The organism is Mycobacterium celatum, assembly GCF_002101595.1.
Taxonomy (GTDB): domain Bacteria; phylum Actinomycetota; class Actinomycetes; order Mycobacteriales; family Mycobacteriaceae; genus Mycobacterium; species Mycobacterium celatum.
The window spans coordinates 1-18,857 of the sequence record NZ_LQOM01000054.1 but is presented as its reverse complement, the minus strand read 5'-3'; the positions used below and the strand labels follow the sequence as shown (position 1 = coordinate 18,857).

Annotated in this window: 17 protein-coding genes and 1 pseudogene; 5 read left to right on the top strand and 13 right to left on the bottom strand. The window is 66.3% G+C overall.

The features are described 5' to 3' along the window. The first annotated feature begins 29 nt into the window (after positions 1 to 29). Positions 30 to 671 (top strand): heme-binding beta-barrel domain-containing protein, encoded by a 642-nt coding sequence (locus AWB95_RS22655; RefSeq protein ID WP_062540960.1) that lies wholly within the window; start codon positions 30 to 32, stop codon positions 669 to 671. Positions 672 to 902: 231 nt separating this feature from the next. Here AWB95_RS22655 and AWB95_RS22650 read toward each other — a convergent pair whose 3' ends face one another. After that, complete coding sequence (locus AWB95_RS22650; RefSeq protein ID WP_099539773.1) at positions 903 to 1,754, bottom strand: aminodeoxychorismate lyase; 852 nt, start codon at positions 1,752 to 1,754, stop codon at positions 903 to 905. Between the two features lie 134 nt (positions 1,755 to 1,888). Between AWB95_RS22650 and ygfZ the strand changes: the two genes are divergently transcribed. Then, entirely contained in the window at positions 1,889 to 2,983 is a 1,095-nt protein-coding gene (gene ygfZ / locus AWB95_RS22645; RefSeq protein WP_062541547.1) for a CAF17-like 4Fe-4S cluster assembly/insertion protein YgfZ, read from the top strand. A 136-nt stretch (positions 2,984 to 3,119) separates the two neighbouring features. Further along, on the top strand, positions 3,120 to 3,311 hold the full coding sequence (locus AWB95_RS22640) for a DUF3073 domain-containing protein (protein ID WP_085168674.1): 192 nt from the start codon (positions 3,120 to 3,122) through the stop codon (positions 3,309 to 3,311). A gap of 9 nt (positions 3,312 to 3,320) precedes the next feature. Here AWB95_RS22640 and purM read toward each other — a convergent pair whose 3' ends face one another. The 8 genes and pseudogenes from purM to AWB95_RS22600 all read right to left on the bottom strand — a co-directional run bounded on the left by purM (position 3,321) and on the right by AWB95_RS22600 (position 12,978). Further along, entirely contained in the window at positions 3,321 to 4,397 is a 1,077-nt protein-coding gene (gene purM / locus AWB95_RS22635) for a phosphoribosylformylglycinamidine cyclo-ligase (RefSeq protein WP_062541545.1), read from the bottom strand. A gap of 40 nt (positions 4,398 to 4,437) precedes the next feature. Continuing rightward, positions 4,438 to 5,982: an amidophosphoribosyltransferase gene (gene purF / locus AWB95_RS22630; protein ID WP_085168673.1), complete on the bottom strand. Its 1,545-nt coding sequence runs from the start codon at positions 5,980 to 5,982 to the stop codon at positions 4,438 to 4,440. Positions 5,983 to 6,139: 157 nt separating this feature from the next. Further along, a complete protein-coding gene (locus AWB95_RS22625; protein WP_085168672.1) occupies positions 6,140 to 6,526 on the bottom strand; it encodes a sterol carrier family protein in 387 nt (128 codons plus the stop codon). After that, entirely contained in the window at positions 6,510 to 7,136 is a 627-nt protein-coding gene (locus tag AWB95_RS22620) for an Rv0804 family intramembrane glutamic endopeptidase (protein WP_084707207.1), read from the bottom strand. Before AWB95_RS22620 ends, AWB95_RS22625 begins: the two co-directional genes overlap by 17 nt. Beyond that, the gene (locus AWB95_RS22615) at positions 7,136 to 8,890 is read right to left on the bottom strand and encodes an alpha/beta hydrolase (protein ID WP_062540828.1); all 1,755 of its coding nucleotides are present in this window, start codon (positions 8,888 to 8,890) and stop codon (positions 7,136 to 7,138) included. The genes AWB95_RS22620 and AWB95_RS22615 overlap by 1 nt, the downstream gene beginning before the upstream one ends. Before the next feature lie 3 nt (positions 8,891 to 8,893). After that, positions 8,894 to 11,194, bottom strand: coding sequence for a phosphoribosylformylglycinamidine synthase subunit PurL (gene purL, locus AWB95_RS22610; protein WP_180276032.1), 2,301 nt, complete (start codon positions 11,192 to 11,194; stop codon positions 8,894 to 8,896). A 209-nt stretch (positions 11,195 to 11,403) separates the two neighbouring features. Continuing rightward, a pseudogene (locus AWB95_RS22605) lies at positions 11,404 to 11,740 on the bottom strand (VOC family protein). Further along, the gene (locus tag AWB95_RS22600; protein ID WP_062540829.1) at positions 11,737 to 12,978 is read right to left on the bottom strand and encodes a M18 family aminopeptidase; all 1,242 of its coding nucleotides are present in this window, start codon (positions 12,976 to 12,978) and stop codon (positions 11,737 to 11,739) included. Before AWB95_RS22600 ends, AWB95_RS22605 begins: the two are co-directional and overlap by 4 nt. Positions 12,979 to 13,040: 62 nt before the next feature. Between AWB95_RS22600 and AWB95_RS22595 the strand changes: the two genes are divergently transcribed. Together AWB95_RS22595 and AWB95_RS22590 are read left to right on the top strand one after the other, a co-directional pair. After that, on the top strand, positions 13,041 to 14,051 hold the full coding sequence (locus AWB95_RS22595) for a Dyp-type peroxidase (RefSeq protein ID WP_062540833.1): 1,011 nt from the start codon (positions 13,041 to 13,043) through the stop codon (positions 14,049 to 14,051). Next, positions 14,048 to 14,845: a family 1 encapsulin nanocompartment shell protein gene (locus tag AWB95_RS22590; RefSeq protein ID WP_062540830.1), complete on the top strand. Its 798-nt coding sequence runs from the start codon at positions 14,048 to 14,050 to the stop codon at positions 14,843 to 14,845. Before AWB95_RS22595 ends, AWB95_RS22590 begins: the two co-directional genes overlap by 4 nt. A gap of 110 nt (positions 14,846 to 14,955) precedes the next feature. On the opposite strand, the gene AWB95_RS22585 is transcribed toward AWB95_RS22590, so the two are convergent. The 4 genes from AWB95_RS22585 to AWB95_RS22570 form a co-directional block, all read right to left on the bottom strand. Beyond that, positions 14,956 to 16,041 (bottom strand): hypothetical protein, encoded by a 1,086-nt coding sequence (locus AWB95_RS22585; RefSeq protein ID WP_232315516.1) that lies wholly within the window; start codon positions 16,039 to 16,041, stop codon positions 14,956 to 14,958. Positions 16,042 to 16,406: 365 nt separating this feature from the next. Further along, positions 16,407 to 17,150, bottom strand: coding sequence for a hypothetical protein (locus tag AWB95_RS22580; RefSeq protein WP_085168671.1), 744 nt, complete (start codon positions 17,148 to 17,150; stop codon positions 16,407 to 16,409). Then, on the bottom strand, positions 17,147 to 18,400 hold the full coding sequence (locus tag AWB95_RS22575) for a hypothetical protein (protein ID WP_084706949.1): 1,254 nt from the start codon (positions 18,398 to 18,400) through the stop codon (positions 17,147 to 17,149). The genes AWB95_RS22580 and AWB95_RS22575 overlap by 4 nt, the downstream gene beginning before the upstream one ends. 86 nt (positions 18,401 to 18,486) lie before the next feature. Next, entirely contained in the window at positions 18,487 to 18,774 is a 288-nt protein-coding gene (locus AWB95_RS22570; RefSeq protein WP_062538768.1) for a type VII secretion target, read from the bottom strand. Between the last annotated feature and the right edge of the window lie 83 nt (positions 18,775 to 18,857).

Below are 18,857 nucleotides of genomic sequence, written 5' to 3'. Positions count from 1 at the left end.
GCGCTGTATCGGCTGATCACCGACGAGTCGTGAGTGACCGGACCGGTTCTGGCGATCGAGCGCTGGCGGCCGCCGCCGAACGCGCCAAGGTGACCGCGTCACGCAACATCCCGGTCTTCGACGACCTGCCTGGCCCCGCCGACACCGCCAACCTGCGCGAGGGCGCCAACCTGCACGACGCCTTGTTGGCGTTGCTGCCACTGGTCGGCGTATGGCGCGGTGAAGGCGAGGGTCGCGGTAGCCACGGCGACTACCGGTTCGGCCAGCAGATCGTGGTCAGCCACGACGGCGGCGACTACCTGAATTGGGAGGCCCGGTCGTGGCGGCTCACCGACTCCGGTGACTACGACGGTCACGACCTGCGGGAAACCGGCTTCTGGCGCTTCGTCGTCGACCCCAACGACGCAGGGGAGTCGCAGGCCATCGAGCTGCTGCTGGCCCACTCCGCGGGCTACGTCGAGCTCTTCTACGGCCGGCCACGCAACCAGTCGTCGTGGGAGTTGGTCACCGACGCACTGGCGTGCAGTAAGACGGGCGTGCTGGTCGGGGGCGCCAAGCGGCTCTACGGCATCGTCGAGGGCGGCGACTTGGCCTACGTCGAAGAACGGGTGGACGCCGACGGCGGGCTGGTGCCGCACTTGTCGGCACGGCTCTCCCGCTTCGCGGGCTAGCGGTCAGGTCCAGAGATGGGACGGCCCCCGAGCCGTAGTTCCTGGTTGGACGGACCGGAGGCTCGGGGGCCGGGTGACTGCGGGGAATTCGCCAGCGCGCGCAGGTGATTCCAGCCGCTCGCGCTTAACGCGCAGCCACCTCACAAGTCCATAAGCCAATCAATTTGCGGACCACCTCCTTCCCTGTGTACGGCCGACCGTACCGCTAACCGGCCGGAGCCACAACTGAATTCAGCGATCGCTGAGAATCGCGGCGTCAACCAGCTCGGCGAATTCGGCGGCCATCGGCGCGGGCGGCAACAACCGGCCGTCCAAGGTGTGGACACGCGCAGCCAACGTCATACTCGACACTAGCCAAATCCCTTGTGCATCAAAGAGATCCGATACCCGAAGGGCGCGGTAGTCGCAGTCGTAGCCTTTCGCGCGGGCGACTTCGAACAGCGCCTGCTGAGTAGTGCCCCGCAGGATCGGATACCACGGCGGCGGCGTCAGCAGGCAACGATTTTCCGCGGCGATCACCACCGTGGACCGCGGGCCCTCGAGGACATAGCCGTCGGAGCTGACGAAGATGACGTCGCCGGCGCCGCGCCGGCCGGCGTGCCGCAGCGCGGCCATATTGATCGCGTACGACAGGGTCTTGGCGCCGGCCAGCAGCCAGGGCATCGCGTCGACGCCGGTGGCGGGCAGTTCGCGAGGCAGGGTGATCGCGGCGACCCCGTCACGGCGTGCGGCGCCCACCCGGGCCGCGACCGGGTTGACGGTCACGTACGCCGTCGGCGCCGAACCGCGCTCCCTGCCCCGGCTGTAGACCAACCGCATCGCGCCCTCGTCGCTCGTATCGGCCGCCCAGCTGCGCTCTGCCACGTCGATGGCGTGCCGCCAAGCGGCCGCGTCAGGCTCCGGCAGGTCCATCAGCTTGGCCGACAGGGTCAGCCGGTCCAGATGCGCCTCCACGAGGCACGCCTGGCCGTCGCGGACCAGCAGGGTCTCGAAGACGCCGTCGCCACGCACCGCGGCCAGATCGTCGGCGAACAGAAGCGGCGTCCCCGGCGGATGGATCTCGCCGTCGAGCGTGACGACCACGCCCGGGTGGTCTGTCATGAAGCATGAGCCTATCGCGGCGCCTGTAGAGCTAGGTTCACCCTCGTCGACGACTGTGAAACTGGCTTCACGTTCGCGGGGCCGGGGCGGCCTTGGCGGGCCCGTAGAGTTGAGATGTGGCTGCAGTTCCCGCCCCCTCGACCGGTCCGGACGCCGGTGTGACCTGGCATTACGGCGACCCGCTGGGCGAGCAGCGCGCGGCTGAATCCGACGCCGTGCTGATGGATCGCTCGCATCGCAAGGTGATCACGCTGACCGGCGGCGACCGGCAGACCTGGCTGCACAGCATCTCGACCCAGCACGTCAGCGAGCTGCCCGACGGCGCCAGCACCGAGAACCTCAGCCTGGACGGGCAGGGCCGCGTCGAGGACCACTGGATCCAGACCGAGCTGGGCGGCATCACCTACCTCGACACCGAGCCCTGGCGCGGCGAGCCGCTGCTGGACTACCTGCGCAAGATGGTGTTCTGGTCCGACGTGAGTCCCGCTGCCGCCGACCTCGCGGTGCTGTCGCTGCTGGGTCCGCGGCTGGCCGAGCGACCGGTTCTCGACGCTCTCGGCGTCGACGCATTGCCCGCCGGGATGACGGCCGCGGCGCTCCCGGGCGGAGGCTTCCTGCGGCGGATGCCCAGCGCGCAGGCGGGCCAGGTCGAGCTGGACTTGGTGGTGCCGCGCGATGAGGCGCCAGAGTGGCGAAACCGCTTGGTGCAAGCCAAGATTCGGCCAGCCGGGGTGTGGGCTTACGAAGCGCATCGGGTGGCGGCCGTGCGCCCACGGCTCGGAGTCGACACCGACGAGCGCACGATTCCGCACGAGGTGGGCTGGATCGGCGGCCCGGGGCTGGGCGCGGTTCACCTGGACAAGGGCTGCTATCGGGGGCAGGAGACCATCGCGCGCGTGCACAACCTCGGCAAACCGCCGCGCATGCTGGTGCTCTTGCACCTCGACGGCTCGGCGGATCGGCCATCCACGGGCGATGCGGTGCAGGCCAACGGGCGCTCGGTGGGCCGGCTGGGAACCGTCGTCGACCATGTCGACCTCGGCCCGGTGGCGCTGGCGCTGCTCAAACGCGGGTTACCCGCTGACACCGAATTGGTCACGGGCGCCGACGCCGGCGTGACCGCGGTGATCGATCCCGATTCCATGCCCCCGCCCGATGCGGTGGGCGCCGGACGGGCGGCCGTCGAGCGGCTGCGCGGCACCAGCCGGTGACCGTCGTACCGGTGGGTAGGGCAGGCCAGCACGCACCCGCGGGGCACGGTAAACTGTCGATAGGACAATAAATTCACTGACAGATCGGAGCCGCCTTCTCTTGGGCCGCTCCGTTATTGCGCGAGGGGGTTCCCCCATGGGCCGCGGCCGGGCTAAGGCGAAGCAGACCAAGGTTGCTCGAGAACTGAAGTACAGCACCCCGCAGACCGATTTCGAGCGGCTTCAGCGCGAGCTGTCCGGGTCGAGCGCCGACGACGCCGCCCAGCGCGACGGGGGGGAGCCGTTTCCGAGCGACCCCTGGGCCGACGAAGACGAGTGGCGTCGCTAGCGCCGTTGGTTAAAACCTCGGGTGCTGCCCGACGAGCTTGGCTCGGGGGCCTTCTTTTCCACCCTTGCTGACGGTGCCCAGCACCCAGCAGTTCAAGTGCCGCGCGGTCAAGATTGCCAGGGCCCGGTCGGTGTCCTCGGGCGCGACGACCGCGACCATGCCGACGCCCATGTTGAACGTCTTCTCCATCTCCGCACGCGTCACGCGTCCACGCTGCGCGATCATCGCGAACACCGGCGCCGGCGTCCAGGTGCCGCGGTCGACCTCGGCCACCAGCCCGTGCGGTATGACGCGTTCCAGGTTGCCGGCCAGCCCGCCGCCAGTGATGTGGCAAAAGGTGCGGACGTGGGTTTCGGCGGCCAGGGCCAGACAATCCTTGGCGTAGATCAGGGTGGGCTCGAGCAGCTCTTCGCCCAGTGTGCGGCCGAACTCCTCGACATAGCCGGCCAGGTTCATCCGGTCGATCTCCAGCAGGACCTTGCGGGCCAGCGAATATCCATTGGAATGCAGTCCGGACGATCCCATCGCGATGATGACGTCGCCGGGCTTGACGCGCTCGGGGCCCAGCACGTCGTCGGCCTCGACCACGCCGACGGCGGTGCCCGAGATGTCGTAGTGGTCCGGTTCGATCAGGCCCGGGTGCTCGGCGGTCTCGCCGCCGAGCAATGCGCAGCCCGCTCGCATGCACCCGTCGGCGATGCCGGCGACAATCGCGTTGAGCCGTTCGGGCACGATTCGGCCCAGCGCGATGTAGTCCAACAGGAACAGCGGTTCGGCGCCGCAGACCACCAGGTCGTCGACGACCATCGCGACCAGGTCCAGGCCCACGGTGTCGTGCTTGTCCATCGCCTGAGCGACGGCCAGCTTGGTGCCCACACCGTCACTGGACGCCGCCAGCAGCGGCTCCCGATAGCCGCCGCGCAACGCGAACAATCCGGCGAAACCGCCCAGCTTGCTGCGGACCTCGGGCCTGGTGGCTTTCGACGCCAACGGCTTGAACAGTTCGACGGCGCGGTCGCCGGCTTCGATGTCTACCCCTGCTTCAGCGTAGGTAATGCCCTGATTACCGGGGTCTTTTGCAGTCATCGCGATCAAGGCTACCGGTCGGCACCCACGCCGCCATCGGCTACGGGTGCCGCAGCACGGATGCCTCCTCGGCCTCCGGGGATACCTCGGCGCTCTGCGCCGCCGCCCCGCGTGCCGCGGTGGCCAGCATGTGCTCGATGACGTTCTTGCCCAGCGCCGTTTCGCTGGGCAGTTCGATCGGGTACTGGCCATCGAAGCAGGCCGAGCACAACCGCGAGGTGGGCTGCTCGGTGGCCGCGATCAGGCCGCGCAGTGAGATGTAGCCCAGCGTGTCGGCGTTGATGGCATGGCGTACCGCCTCGAGCATCTCGTCTTCGTCCTCGACGGCGTTGGCGATGAGCTCGGCCGGCGACGGGAAGTCGATGCCGTAGAAGCAGGGCCACTTCACCGGCGGCGACGCGATCCGCACGTGCACCTCGACGGCGCCGGCCTCCCGCAGCATCCGCACCAGCGCGCGCTGGGTGTTGCCCCGCACGATCGAGTCGTCGACGACGATGAGCCGTTTGCCGCGGATGACCTCCTTGAGCGGGTTGAGCTTGAGCCGGATGCCGAGTTGGCGGATGGTCTGCGAGGGCTGGATGAATGTCCGCCCCACGTAGGCGTTCTTCGTCAGGCCCTGGCCGTACGGGATGCCGGACTCCTGCGCATAGCCCACCGCTGCCGGAGTGCCCGACTCCGGAACGCCGATCACCAGGTCGGCGTCGATCGGGCATTCGCGGGCCAGCCGGCGGCCGATCTCCACCCGCGCGCGGTGCACCGACCGGCCGGCGAGCGTGCTGTCCGGACGCGCCAGGTAGACGTATTCGAAGATGCACCCCTTCGGGGTCGGGTTGGCGAAGCGGCTGGAGCGCACCCCGTCGGCGTCGATCGCCAGCAGCTCACCGGGTTCGATGTCCCGCACGAACGAGGCGCCGACGATGTCCAGCGCAGCGGTTTCCGACGCCACCACCCAGCCGCGGTCCAGCCGGCCCAGCGACAACGGCCGAACCCCGTGCGGGTCGCGGGCCGCGTAGAGGGTGTTTTCGTCCATGAACGTCAGGCAGAACGCCCCGCGCACGGTCGGCAGCAGTTCCAGGGCCGCCTGCTCCAGGCTGGAATCGGCCGCCCCGTGGGCGAGCAGTGCGCCAAGGATGTCGGAGTCGGTGGTGGCCGCGCCGGGCACCCGTGTGTTGATCAGCCCGGCGTCGCGGGCCCTGCCGACCAGCGCGGTGCTGTTGACCAGGTTGCCGTTATGTCCGAGCGCCACCCCGGTGCCTGCCGCGGTGTTGCGAAACACTGGTTGCGCGTTTTCCCAGGTGGTGTTGCCAGTGGTGGAGTAGCGGCAGTGCCCGATCGCCACGTGGCCTTCCATGGCCGCCAGTGTCTGCTCCTCGAACACCTGGCTGACTAGGCCGAGGTCCTTGAACACCAGCACCTGCGACCCGTCGGCGACCGCAATGCCGGCGGCTTCTTGCCCGCGGTGCTGCAATGCGTACAGGCCGTAGTAGGTCAGCTTGGCGACTTCCTCGCCGGGCGCCCATACACCGAATACGCCGCACTCTTCGCCGGGCGGATTTTCCTCGGGCAGCGGCTGCTGGGCGGTCACGGTGTGGCGGCTCCCTGGGGCGCGATTGGTGACGTAACGGAGTCTACGGGGACGACCGTCGAGTCACCGAATCGGACGAGCGTGTTGCGCACTGTGCTAACGGCTTTACGCGAAGGATCGTTCCAGGAGGTTTCAGCCGTCGCGTGCGCCACAAGAGTCACAAGTTCACGAGCGGTAGCCAGGCCGCGATGTCGCCGGCCCGGGAACCGGACAGGCGCAGTGCGCCGGTGGCCTGGGCGTCGGAAACCGTGAGCAGCCCGGTGGCCAACAACAGCCAAGTGCGCGGATCGGTTTCGACGACGTTGGGCGGGGTGCCGCGGGTGTGCCGCGGCCCGGCGACACACTGGACGGCAACGAACGGCGGAATGCGGACCTCGACGCTGGCGCCGGGCGCCTGCTCGGCCAGGGTCCGGGCGGTGAGCCGCACCGCGGCAGCCAATTCGGCGCGGTCGGGCGCGGGCCGACTGTCGTCGCGCAGCCACTCCCCGAGAGCCAGGACCGCTTGCCGGGTCTGGGCCGGGTCGGCTTTACGACGCGCGGCCATACGCCTGCACCGCCAGCGCCGCGGCTGCCCCGGCCTCGTTGATCGCCAGATGTGCCAGCATCGGGGCCGCCAGGCTGCCGGAACGCTCGGCGAGCCAACCGAATACCCAGCCGGCGATGCCGGTGGCCACCACCGTGGGCAGCACCGGTTCGCTGGTGGCGCGGGCATCGGCGATATGCGAGAGCCCGAACGCGGCTGCCTGCAACAGCCGTCCACGTGTTTCACCGAAAGCTGTTCTGGCCGTAGCACCTAACGCCCCGCGGTACGCGGCCTCCTCTGCCCAGACCGTGCCCACGGGTATCCGCAGCAGCAGCCAGAGCGGCGTCGGCCGCGGCAGCTCCCGGTCGGCCATCGACAACCGCACCACCGGCACCGCTGTCGTGCTCGCGACACCGGTCGCCGCGGGCAGCGCCGCCGCGACCCCGATCCGCAATCCCGCCCACAGCCGCGGCGGAGCCAGCCCCAACGGCGCACGGGTCACCAGGACCAGCAGCCCCGCCAGACCGGATTGCGCCACAATACGCCACGGCATCCGGACCCGGGGACCGACAAAGCTCCAGCCGATTAGAGCCCCCGCCAGCGAAACGGCCCGAAAACCATTGGAGCGCATCAGTGTTCGGGTCCGTCGGCGCTTTCGGTCTGTTTCAGCGCAGTCCGAATGCGTTCGGTGTCGCTTGGCTGCCAGCCCTCCGGCGGGGCCACCGCGGCCCAGCCGTCGAGCACGATGTCGCCGTAGTTGTGACCATGGCCGCCGGGCATGCTCTCGGCATCGGTCAGGTCGGCGCTGACTTGCCAGAACGTCACCACGGGATACCAACTCATCGCCGCGGTGCGATCCTGGCCGGGCGGTTCGACCAGCCAGTCGGGCCGGGAGAACAACAGGTCGGGCGACCACCAGACGACGGGGTCAGACGGGTGCTGCAGGAACAGCACTCGGGTGCCGTCCCACGGAGGCGCGGCGATGCGGGCGACGTCGTCGCTGGTGACGGCCTCGGAGAACCGCACGGTCCGCCCGTTGTCGTAACGCGGTAGCACCTCGGGGGTGCCGGGGTCGCGTCGTACCATCAGCGCATGCCATAGCGGGCTTTCGTGCGGCGGACCGACCCACAGCACGCCGTCGAAACCCATCCTCGGAATATCCGGTAGGAAACCGAATGCGCTCTGCCCGGCCATCGAACCCAGGCTTTCGCCGTAGAGCACCAGCTTCGGGCGGTGATCGGCCGGCAGTTGCTGCCAGTAGTCGTGGACGGTGTTGACCAATGCCCGCCCGGAATCCTTCGACTTCTGCCGGTCGGCCAGAAACGAAATCCAGCTCGGCAGATAGGAATACTGCACACCCACCATCGCGGTGTCGCCGTTGTACATCATCTCGATCGCGCGGGCGGCCACCGGATTGATCCAGCCGGTGCCGGTGGTGGGGACGATGACCAGCACCTTGCGGTCGGAGGCGGCGGTGCGTTCGAGTTCGCGGACAAGGACTTTCATGCGGCCGGCGTCGTCCTCGGCCGTGTGCAGCCCCGCATACACCCGGATGGGTTCCCGGGCGGGCCGGCCGTTGATCCGGGTGAGCTCGGCGGCGTGCGGGCCGGTGGCGACGAAGTTGCGGCCCTGATAACCCAGCGTGTCCCACGGTGCTAATGACATTGGGCTGCCTGACTTTTCGGGTAGGGTCGGCTGGGTCAGGCCTTCGCGTGTTTCGCTGTTCTGCGGTTCGAAGATCTTGTTGGCTCCGGCGAAGAATCCGCGCACCAGGACGCCGTTGATCAGGGTGACCAGCAGCGCCACCACGATCGCGGTGCCGATGAACAACGCCACCTCGTCGTGGATGTGCCAGCGTCTGATCAGCATTCGGGCTAGCAGCTTGATAGCGTCGATCACGGCCCGAAATGCCGCTACCAGCAACGCGCTTACGGCGATCGCGACCATCAGGGTCCGCAGGTAGGCCGGCGTCGTCGGCCCTTCGATACCCATCAGCGCCGACACCTGCCGCTGCCAGGATGCGGCGGGGACGAGCATCAGCACGCATGCCGTCGGCGAGATGGCGACCACCGACGCCTTCATCCAGAACAGCACCCGCGCCGGCGGCGGCCACCAGCCGGCGTTGCGCAGCACGACGCGGTAGGCGGTCTTGCCGATCAAAACGCCCAGTCCGTAGCCGAACGCCGCGTTGATGCCGCCGATCAGCCCCTGAAACAGCCAATCCCGGGGCAGCAGTGACGGCGTCAACGACAAGCAGAAGAACAACGCGCCGAACGCCACACCGACGAACTTCAGCCGCAGCAGGCTCCATGCCCACACGAGCAGCGGGTGCCTGCCGCGGGTCGGTAACGCTTCGGTGGTGACGTCGTCGACTGAAGCGCTCATGGGCTACCCGAACAGTCGCGGCAGCACCCCTTCGGACGTGCTGCGCAGCTCGGCCAACGACACCGTGAACAGTCCCTGGACCTCCACCGAATCCGACCCTGCATCGACGACGCCGATACGGGCGACGGGCAGCCCGCGCGCCTCGCACATCGAGACGAACCGGCTTTCCTCAGTGCGCGGCACGGCCACCAGAAGCCGGCCCGCCGACTCGGAGAACAACATCACGAACGGGTCGGTGCCCTCGGGAAGCACGATGCGGCAACCGGTTTCGCCGGCCAGCGCCGATTCCACCACGGCCTGCGCAAGGCCGCCTTCGGACAGGTCGTGGGCCGCCGACACCAACCCGTCGCGGGAGGCGGCGGTCAGCACCTCGGCGAGCAGTTTTTCGCGGGCCAGATCCACCTGCGGCGGCAGCCCGCCCAGATGATCGGCGGTGACCTGCGCCCAGATCGAACCGTCGAATTCGTCGCGGGTGTCGCCGAGCAGCAGCAGCGACTCGCCGGGTTCGGTGCCCATGCCGGTGGGCAGGCGTCGGCTCACATCGTCGATGACGCCTAGCACGCCGACGACCGGGGTGGGCATGATGGGCGTCGAGCCGGTCTGGTTGTAGAAGCTGACGTTGCCGCCAGTCACCGGAATGCCAAGCGCCGCACAGCCATCGGCCAACCCACGGACCGCCTGGGCGAACTGCCACATCACGCCGGGATCCTCCGGGGAGCCGAAGTTGAGGCAGTTGGTGACGGCGACGGGGGTGGCGCCGGTGGCGGCGACGTTGCGGTATGCCTCGGCCAGCGCAAGCTGGGCACCGGTGTATGGATCCAGAAGCGTGTAGCGGCCCGACGCGTCGGTGGACACCGCGATGCCGCGGCCGGTGGTTTCGTCGACGCGCAGCATGCCGCCGTCGGCGTGCACGGCCAGCACGGTGTTGCCGCGCACGTAGCGGTCGTATTGCTCGGTAATGAACGCCCGGCTGCACAGGTGCGGACTGCCCAGCAGCGCAAGCAAAGTCGCGCGCAACTCGTCGCCGGTGGCCGGTCGGGGCAACCGGGTGGACCGGTCGGCGTTCAACGCGTCCTGCGAGTGCGGGCGGGCGACCGGCCGCTGGTAGACCGGACCCTGATGGGCCACCGTACGCGGCGGCACGTCGACCACCGTCTCGCCATGCCAGGTGATCTTGAGCCGGTCGCCGTCGGTGACCTCGCCGATCACAGTGGCCAGCACGTCCCATTTGCGGCATACCGCCATGAACGCGTCCACGTTTTCCGGCGCGACCACCGCGCACATCCGCTCCTGCGACTCGCTGCAGAGGACTTCGGCCGGCGTCATGTTCTTGGCCCGCAGCGGCACGGTGTCCAGTTGGATGGCCATGCCGCCGTCGCCAGCAGACGCCAATTCCGATGTGGCACAGGCTAATCCGGCTCCACCCAGGTCCTGGATCCCGATCACCAGGTCGGCGGCGTAGAGCTCGAGGCAGCACTCGATGAGCACTTTCTCCATGAACGGGTCGCCGACTTGCACCGAGGGCAGTTTTTTGCGTCCCGGACCGGACTCGTCACCCGCGAAGGTGTCCGACGCCAGCACCGACACCCCGCCGATGCCGTCGAGCCCGGTCCGTGCGCCGAACAGGATGATCTTGTTGCCGGTGCCCGACGCGAACGCCAGGTGCAGGTCCTCGGTGCGCAGCACGCCCACGCACAGCGCGTTCACCAATGGGTTGCCGGCGTAGCAGGCGTCGAAGACGGTTTCGCCGCCGATGTTGGGCAGCCCCAGTGAGTTGCCGTAGCCGCCGATGCCGCGGACCACGCCGTCGAGCACCCGCCGGGTATCCGGGGCGTCGGCCGCGCCGAAGCGCAGCTGGTCCATCACCGCGACCGGGCGGGCGCCCATCGCCATGATGTCGCGCACAATGCCGCCGACCCCGGTCGCCGCGCCCTGATACGGCTCGACGTAGGACGGGTGGTTGTGCGACTCCACTTTGAAGGTGACCGCCCACCCGTCGCCGATGTCGACGACGCCGGCGTTCTCGCCGATACCCGCCAGCATCCCGGCCCGCATCTCGTCGGTCGTCGTCTCGCCGAAGTAGCGCAGGTGGATTTTGGACGACTTGTAGGAGCAGTGCTCGCTCCACATCACCGAGTACATGGCCAGCTCGGCGTCGGCGGGCCGGCGCCCGAGAATGTCGCGGATGCGCTGGTATTCGTCGTCTTTGAGGCCCAGCTCGCGAAACGGCTGCGGCTGATCGGGGGTGGCTGCGGCCCGCTCGACGGTATCCACCGCGTGGGTGAGGCCGGACGTCACGGACACAGCTTAGTTACCTCGCCGACTCGCTCATTGGCCGAGTGTGAATCCTTGGCGTCGAGTGGTAACCCACGGCGGCGCCGGCGCCGTTCTTCCGCCCTGGTTTCACAGTGGAAGCCGTCAGTTCACAGTCGACTTTCGTGCGACCAGCGCACGCCGTCGACGTTTGCATGTCGATCGGACGGGAGCCGGGGCGCCACGCCCTGCGGCTGTCGCTAGTTTCCGGCGACGCAGAACGCGTTGCCGCCGGGGTCGGTCATGACCACCCATCGGAAGTTGTCGCCTATGCTGTGCCGGTCGACCTCGGTGGCGCCGGCGGCTGTCAGCCGCGCAACCTCGCCGTCCACGTCGGCGGCGCTGAAATCCAAGTGCACCCGGTTCTTTCCCGGCCTGGGATCGGGCACCTTCTGAAAACCGAGTCGTGGTCCTTCGGGCCGGATCACGGCAACGAATTGGCCCGGGATCAGCTCCTGCGCCTTACCGTCGAACCTCTCGGCCCACCAGCCGTGCCAGCTTCGCGGGATCAGTGTAGTCGAACGTAACGTAGGTCAGGCGGGTGACAGGAACGCCTGCAAAGCCGCCGCATAGCCGGCGACGTCGTGGGCGCCCATCAGTTCCCGCGCCGAGTGCATGGCCAGCTGGGCGGCACCGACGTCGACGGTCGGGATGCCGGTCCGGGCCGACGTCATCGGGCCGATCGTGGAGCCGCAAGACAGGTCGGCCCGATGCTCGTAACGCTGTAGCGGAACGCCGGCCTGCCGGCACGCCAAGGCGAACGCCGCGGCGGTGCGGCCGTCGGTGGCGTAGCGCAGGTTGGGCTGCACCTTGAGGACCGGTCCGGCGTTGACGGCGATCTGATGGCCGGGCTCGTGGCGGTCCGGGTAGTTGGGATGGGTGGCGTGGGCCATGTCGCCGGAGGCCACCATCGAGCCGGGGAGACGGCGCAGGAAGTCCTCGCGACCGCCGCCCGCCGCCAACACGATCCGTTCCAGCGTCGTCAGCAGCAGCTCGGAGTTGGCGCCGTGATCAGAGGTGGAGCCGACCTCCTCGTGGTCGAACAGCGCCAGCACCGGCAGGTGTCCGCTCGGCGGCGCGCCCAGGAAGGCTTCCGTCGCCGCATAGCAGGTCGCCTGGTTGTCCAGCCGCGGCGCGCTGACGAACTGGCCATTGACCCCCGACACCGTCGAGGGCGTCAGATCGTGGGTCATCAGGTCGAAGCCCAGCACATCGCCGGGATCGACACCGGCGTGCTCGGCGACGTAGTCGAGAAACGACTCCGTCTCACCCGTCGCCCATACCGCGTTGACGTGACGCTGGGGATCCAGCGTGACCGACTTGCGGTCCTCGGCCAGGTGAATGGCCAGCTGCGGCACCCGCAGGATGGGCTCCTCGATCCGGACCAGCCGGTGAGTGCCGTCGCTTGTCGACAGCCGCCCGCTGACACCGAGATCGCGGTCCAGCCACGAGTTCAGCCAAGCTCCGCCGTAGGGCTGCAGCGCGACCATCTGCCACCCGGCGACCTGACGGTCGGGGTGTTGCTTGACCCGCAGATTGGGGCTGTCGGTGTGGCCGCCGACGATCCGAAACGGGCCGTCGGCGCCGCTGTTCCAGGCCACCAGCGAGCCCGCTCGCACGGTGAAGAAACGGCCGCCCGTGCGCGGCCATGCGTCGGCCTCGGCCAGTTCGGTGTATCCGGCTGCGCGCAGCCGTTCGGCCACGGTCGCGCAGACGTGGAACGGCGACGGCGACGCGTCGATAAATTCGCACAGCCCTGGTGCCGTCGCCGCCATGTCCCCAATCCTTTCATCACGGCACCGGCCGGGACGTTAGGGTCGAACTCGTGGCCTTAGAGATCCCGGTGCAGCCGCAACCGGTTCTTGCTCCGTTGACACCGGCCGCGATCTTTCTTGTCGTCACCATCAACGAAGGCGGCGAGGAGACCGTGCACGACGCGCTGCCGGACGTCTCCGGGCTGGTGCGCGCCATCGGATTCCGCGATCCGGCGAAAAGACTGTCGGTGGTCACCTCGATCGGATCCGACGCCTGGGACCGATTGTTCGCGGGTCCGCGGCCCGCCGAACTGCATCCGTTCGTCGAACTGCACGGCCCACGGCACGTCGCTCCGGCCACACCGGGCGACGTGTTGTTCCATATCCGGGCCGAGACCATGGATGTCTGTTTCGAGCTGGCCACTCGGCTGATCGACGCGATGGCCGGCGCGGTGACGGTTGTCGACGAGGTGCACGGCTTCCGGTTCTTCGACAACCGCGATCTGCTCGGATTCGTCGACGGCACCGAGAATCCCGACGGACCGTTGGCCGCGAGCTCGACGCAGGTCGGCGACGAGGACCCAGAGTTCGTGGGCGGATGCTATGTGCACGTGCAGAAGTACGTCCACGACATGGCGGGCTGGAATTCGCTGTCGGTCACCGAGCAGGAGCGGGCGTTCGGCCGAACGAAGCTGGAAGACATCGAATTCGACGACGACGACAAGCCGGCCAACTCGCACCTTGCGCTGAACAAGGTCGAAGACGACGAGGGCAACGAACTCAAGATCGTGCGGCACAACATGCCGTTCGGCGAGGTCGGCAAGGGCGAATACGGCACGTATTACATTGGCTATTCACGCAGTCCGGGTGTCACCGAAGAGATGCTGCGCAACATGTTCCTCGGCGACCCGCCGGGCAACACCGACCGCATTCTGGACTTCTCCACCGCGGTCACCGGCGGGATGTTCTTTACTCCCACCGTCGACTTCTTGGACGATCCGCCGCCGCTTCCGGGTGCGGCCGCGCCCGCGGTGGATTCCGGTTCGGCGGATGGATCACTGGCGATCGGCAGTCTGAAAGGAAATCCGCAATGAACAACCTCTACCGCGAGCTGGCGCCGATCACCGAAGCCGCCTGGGCCGAAATCGAACAGGAGGCGACGCGGACGTTCAAGCGCCACATCGCCGGGCGCCGGGTGGTCGACGTCAGCGGGCCGGGTGGGCCGACCATGGCGGCGGTGGGCACGGGGCGGCTGGAGGACGTGAAGGCGCCCACCGACGGCGTGGAGGCACACCTTCGAGCCAGTAAACCGCTTGTGCGGCTGCGGGTTCCGTTCACGCTGTCGCGTGCGGAGATCGACGACGTGGAACGCGGCGCCCAGGACGCCGACTGGGATCCGGTCAAGACGGCCGCCAAAAAGCTTGCGTTCGTGGAAGACCGGGCAATCTTCGAGGGCTATCCGGCGGCGTCGATCGAAGGCATCCGCAGCGCGAGCTCCAACCCCGCGCTGACCCTGCCCGAAGACGCCCGCGACTTTCCCGACGTCATCTCCCAGGCACTCTCGGGCCTGCGCTTGGCCGGTGTGGACGGCCCATATTCGGTGCTGTTGTCGGCCGACGCGTACACCAAGGTCAGCGAGACCACCGAACACGGTTACCCGATCCGCGAGCATCTGCACCGGCTGGTCGACGGCGACATCATCTGGGCGCCCGCGATCGACGGCGCATTCGTATTGACCACTCGCGGTGGCGATTTCGACTTACAACTGGGCACCGACTTGGCGATCGGCTACTTGTCCCACGACGCCGACACCGTGCAGTTGTACATGCAGGAGACCATGACTTTCCTGTGCTACACCGCCGAAGCCTCGGTCTGCCTCGGCACATAGTCCCTTTTGCGCGCGAGCGTGCGTGTCCCCGGCCGACACGCCGCGGCAAAACCCGGTTTTGCGCACGCTCGCGGTAGTCTTAGCGTCGGTTTGTCTGATCCCGTAGGGCTTTACTTCGGAGCTACCAGGGAGAAGAGGTCGTCGTTGGTCCGTTGGATAAGTGTGGTGTTGACCTTCCACACCTCGATGGCCGACTCTCGTGTCTCGTGCGGCAGTGCCCATAGTGGGTCGCATGTCGCGAGATCTATTGCCCCAGCTGATGAGCCGTCTGCGATTATGGCTACTGCGCCATCGGATCCGAGGTAGCCGAATCCGAGGTCCGACTCGCACGTCTTACCGCTTGCTCCGGTACGGAGGTCATATTGGTGCCAATCACGTTGCTGTTCATCGCTTGCAATGAACAACCTTGCTCCTATGCGGCGCGCGTAAGGCGTCAGTTCTGATTTGGGAATTTCGACAAGTTGTCGGCCTTCGAGGGTCATAACGATATCTTTCGACTCAGTCTCTATCATCGGCACGTCGAGAGAGCCGGTGCGAAGAGTGCCAGTCAGCTCCGGTCGACTCAATCTCGCCCCCGAGTTGTCGAAGAACGCAACTCGATCTAACTTGTCAGGACCGGTGTACTCGTACCCGAAACCGTTGGGATAGACGATCGCGCGCCCCAACTGCGAGCTGTCTGGCAACGATGGTTTCACCAGCTTGCCGTCCGAGACCGAAAACACGACGTCCCCCAAGCCGGCGCCACCTTGGACAGCGAGCGTCTGAGGCGCAACGTCTCGGCCCCACGCCTCGGATTGTTTCAATACCCCATCACCAGGAACGAACCAAGTGAGCTCGGCGTGCCGTCCGACACCATGAACGCCCGACCTGCCCGCCTCTGCGACAACATAATTGCCGACTTGGATCACCTGAGGATGTTTTTCAGCTGGCCGCATTCGTAGATCGCTAACAGCGTCGAAGACTATGTTTCCAGTTTGCGCGTCTACAACCCATGTCCGCGCCTGTTGGTTGGGATCACGCTCGTCGCGGATGCACAAAACATCGATAGGTCCGTTGACGAAACAGTCGATGCCCAAGGCATTTTCAGCTGTGCCCAACGGGACCGGCGCAAACAGGCGACGCCCAATGCCGACATCGATGCCGACTAGCCACCAGCCTTTGGCCGTGATGCCGAGAAAGTATCCTCGGTCGCCCACATTCCGTAGTGCCTTGACAACTGTGCCTGGAGGTAACCCCAGTTGGGTAGCACTGATCTTCCACCCCTGTACCGGTTGCTGTCTCATCGAGGACGTCAACAACACCTGTTGTGGAACCCCAGGTATCGATGAGGCTTGAGATTTACCGTCGACCCTTTGGCCGACAACGATAAATGCTCCAGCGGCCAGCGCCGCTACGGCGACTACAACTGCCAGACCGATGACCCACCACCGGCGCTGTGATCGGTGCGACGCAGCGTCTGTTCTCAACGTGCCAGCCGGTCCATCGTGCATTTGGTGTGTCGCCTTCCGCTCAAAAGCTCAGGGGCAGCCGGACACCGGATCACAGGGCAACCTGCCGGCGCTTACCGGCTGACTTTAAAGTCTTCGTTGCGAAGCCGCTCAAGAGCTCGGCCATCGGTGAGTTCGCCGCGACGGTCGGGATGTTGCCAGTAGAAGCGCACCAACTGGCGCAACGCACGTCCATTGGGAGTGAACGAACCCGCCGCTAGTGTCGTCGCATGTCCGTCAGCCATCACTATGACGACTGCGCTCTCTGCCGGCGTAGCCTGTCCAGGCACTTTGTCGGTGACATCCTCAATCTGCTCCCACTCACCGCGCGACGGCGACCAACCCTGCGCGATCTCGAATCCCTTCGGCGTTAGACGCAGATACTTGGTCGCGCCGCGCTTGAAATTCCGCCACACGATCGGGGCGCCGGCCACTGCGCCAGCCGCACTAATGAATGGCAAGTAATACCGCATCGTGTGTGGCGTCGGTATGTCCAGCTCGCCGAGCGGTGCGAACGTCGCAAAGAGCGCCATAGCAACGACCAAGCCGACCAACGACAATTGAACAGGAATGTCAATACCTCTATCGGGCCAGATCGTGGTTCCCGCGGCATCGAATGCTCCGCGCGCGATTATCTTCTGCGGCAGGACCTTGACGAAAGGGACAACCAGCCCAAAAGAAAACATCGCAAATCCCAGAACTACTATACCGGTTAAGAATTCGCCACGCGCTATGCTGATAACAGCCCATGTCGAGCAAAGGAGTCCTATGCCACCAAAAAATATCACGCAGAGGAACGCAACCATGAGTAGCTTCACGGGCGGCAGACCACATTACCGACTATGCCGCCAACGTACCCGAAGGTCCATCCGCCAAGCATATTCCCTCCCATAGCGAACACAGGAGCTAATTCTGGATTGCCCAACGCCGTTATTCCTGCTGCCGCCAATGTTCCGCCGACTTCCCCGCCACCGATTCCGGCAGCTCCCGAAAACGTTGCAACGCAAGCTTCGCGGAGTGTAGGCGCCTTCACCGTATCGTAGATTGCAGTCGCGATCCCTAGAGTCGCTCCCCCAAATTTGGCAGCTTTCCCGACATTCTCCACCGACTTTGGGGTAAGCTGCGGAATTCCACGCTCACTTTGCTTTTCCAATCCGGTGAGAGCTCCGCCTACTGTCGTGAGCGCCGGATGGCTAAAGAACTCCTCTGGCAAGACGCCATGTCTACCATCGGCAGTTGTTACGCCGCCCGCGCACTTTCCGTCTGGTGTGCAGGTCATTGCAACGGTCGTTCCATCCCCAAATTTGATCGTAGTCGCCTTAACTCCGTTATATTGAGTCTGCGACAAAGTATCCGAAATCAGTTTACCATTCTTGTCGTAATAAATGTCATTGACCGATGGATCAAGGGTGCCCCATTCGGAGATTTCGTGCCTGCTGCCGTCCAGCATTGTTAACGTCTTATGGCGGTGCCCGTCGGTGTCCGTGTACTCGCGGGTGTCACGGACCGTCGTCGCCATGTCCTGGTCGCGAATCATCTCCTGCTGCACCCGACCCGCTGGCAACCGAGGGTCTGGCACTTCGTCGCCAGGCGGTATCTCGCCCTGCTTCATGCCATAAAACGGCGAATTCCGGTCGGGCGGTTGGAAGCCAAGGTCCTTGGCGGCGGCCTGTATCGCTGCAGCAGTGCCGTCGTCGGCATCACCGACCGCGATCAAAAGCCGGTTGATCTCCGCTTGTTCTTGGTTGGCTTGCTCTTGCAGCTGAGCCGCCTTCTCCGCTGACATGCGCGCGGGCTTGATTAGCACCACCCATTGGTCGGTCACTTGCAACTCGCCTTGATCGACCTCATCGGCCTTCCTCAAGAGTGCCTGGCGGGCGGCTCCAATCGTGTGGTCGCCCTTCTCCAAGGCCGACGCCTCCCCGTCGGTGCAGGTCTTGAACTTGGACGCGTGTTGAGTCGCCCGACGAAACATGGCTGTCGCCGCGTCATGGGCCTGACCTTGCCAAGTCCGCGCCTCGGGCAGCCTGTCGCACTCGTCATCAAGCGTGCGTACTGCGCCGTACACCGATCCGCCTCCGGTGCTAACCGCGGACCCAGCCAGCGACAGCGAGCCCGGGTTCCAGCTTTGCAACCGCGATCGGGACGGCAGCATCAGTGAAATATGCCCTTGAACTTCGCGGCCAATGCGTCGTCTTCGACCTCGTATCGATCACCGGCACCACGCACGGCCGTCCCCATGTCGCTGACATTCTTGGCGATCTTGCCCTCGACCGAGGCAAGGTAGTCGCCGACAAGGCGTGCCGCCCACTGCGTCGTCGAACCGGGAAGTCCGTCGCCGGCCGTCGACACTGTGCGCCCCACGTGAGCAGCCCCAATCGTAGTCGAAGCAGCGTCGACCTGACTGGCAAACCCACGCAGAAGTTCGGGATCCACCCGCATCGACTAAGTGGTCTGCGACATAATTACAGTGACGTAATTTAGATCCCACACTTTTGTACGATTACGTGTCATGGTTCCCTCAA

Coding starts and splice junctions, on each gene's coding strand:
- AWB95_RS22590 (WP_062540830.1), top strand. CDS start 14,048: ATGAACAACCTCTACCGCGAGCTGGCGCCGATCACCGAAGCCGCCTGG.
- AWB95_RS22600 (WP_062540829.1), bottom strand. CDS start 12,978: ATGGCGGCGACGGCACCAGGGCTGTGCGAATTTATCGACGCGTCGCCG.
- AWB95_RS22625 (WP_085168672.1), bottom strand. CDS start 6,526: ATGGCCGCGCGTCGTAAAGCCGACCCGGCCCAGACCCGGCAAGCGGTC.
- AWB95_RS22615 (WP_062540828.1), bottom strand. CDS start 8,890: ATGAGCGCTTCAGTCGACGACGTCACCACCGAAGCGTTACCGACCCGC.
- AWB95_RS22640 (WP_085168674.1), top strand. CDS start 3,120: ATGGGCCGCGGCCGGGCTAAGGCGAAGCAGACCAAGGTTGCTCGAGAA.
- AWB95_RS22570 (WP_062538768.1), bottom strand. CDS start 18,774: ATGCGGGTGGATCCCGAACTTCTGCGTGGGTTTGCCAGTCAGGTCGAC.
- AWB95_RS22620 (WP_084707207.1), bottom strand. CDS start 7,136: ATGCGCTCCAATGGTTTTCGGGCCGTTTCGCTGGCGGGGGCTCTAATC.
- purM (WP_062541545.1), bottom strand. CDS start 4,397: ATGACTGCAAAAGACCCCGGTAATCAGGGCATTACCTACGCTGAAGCA.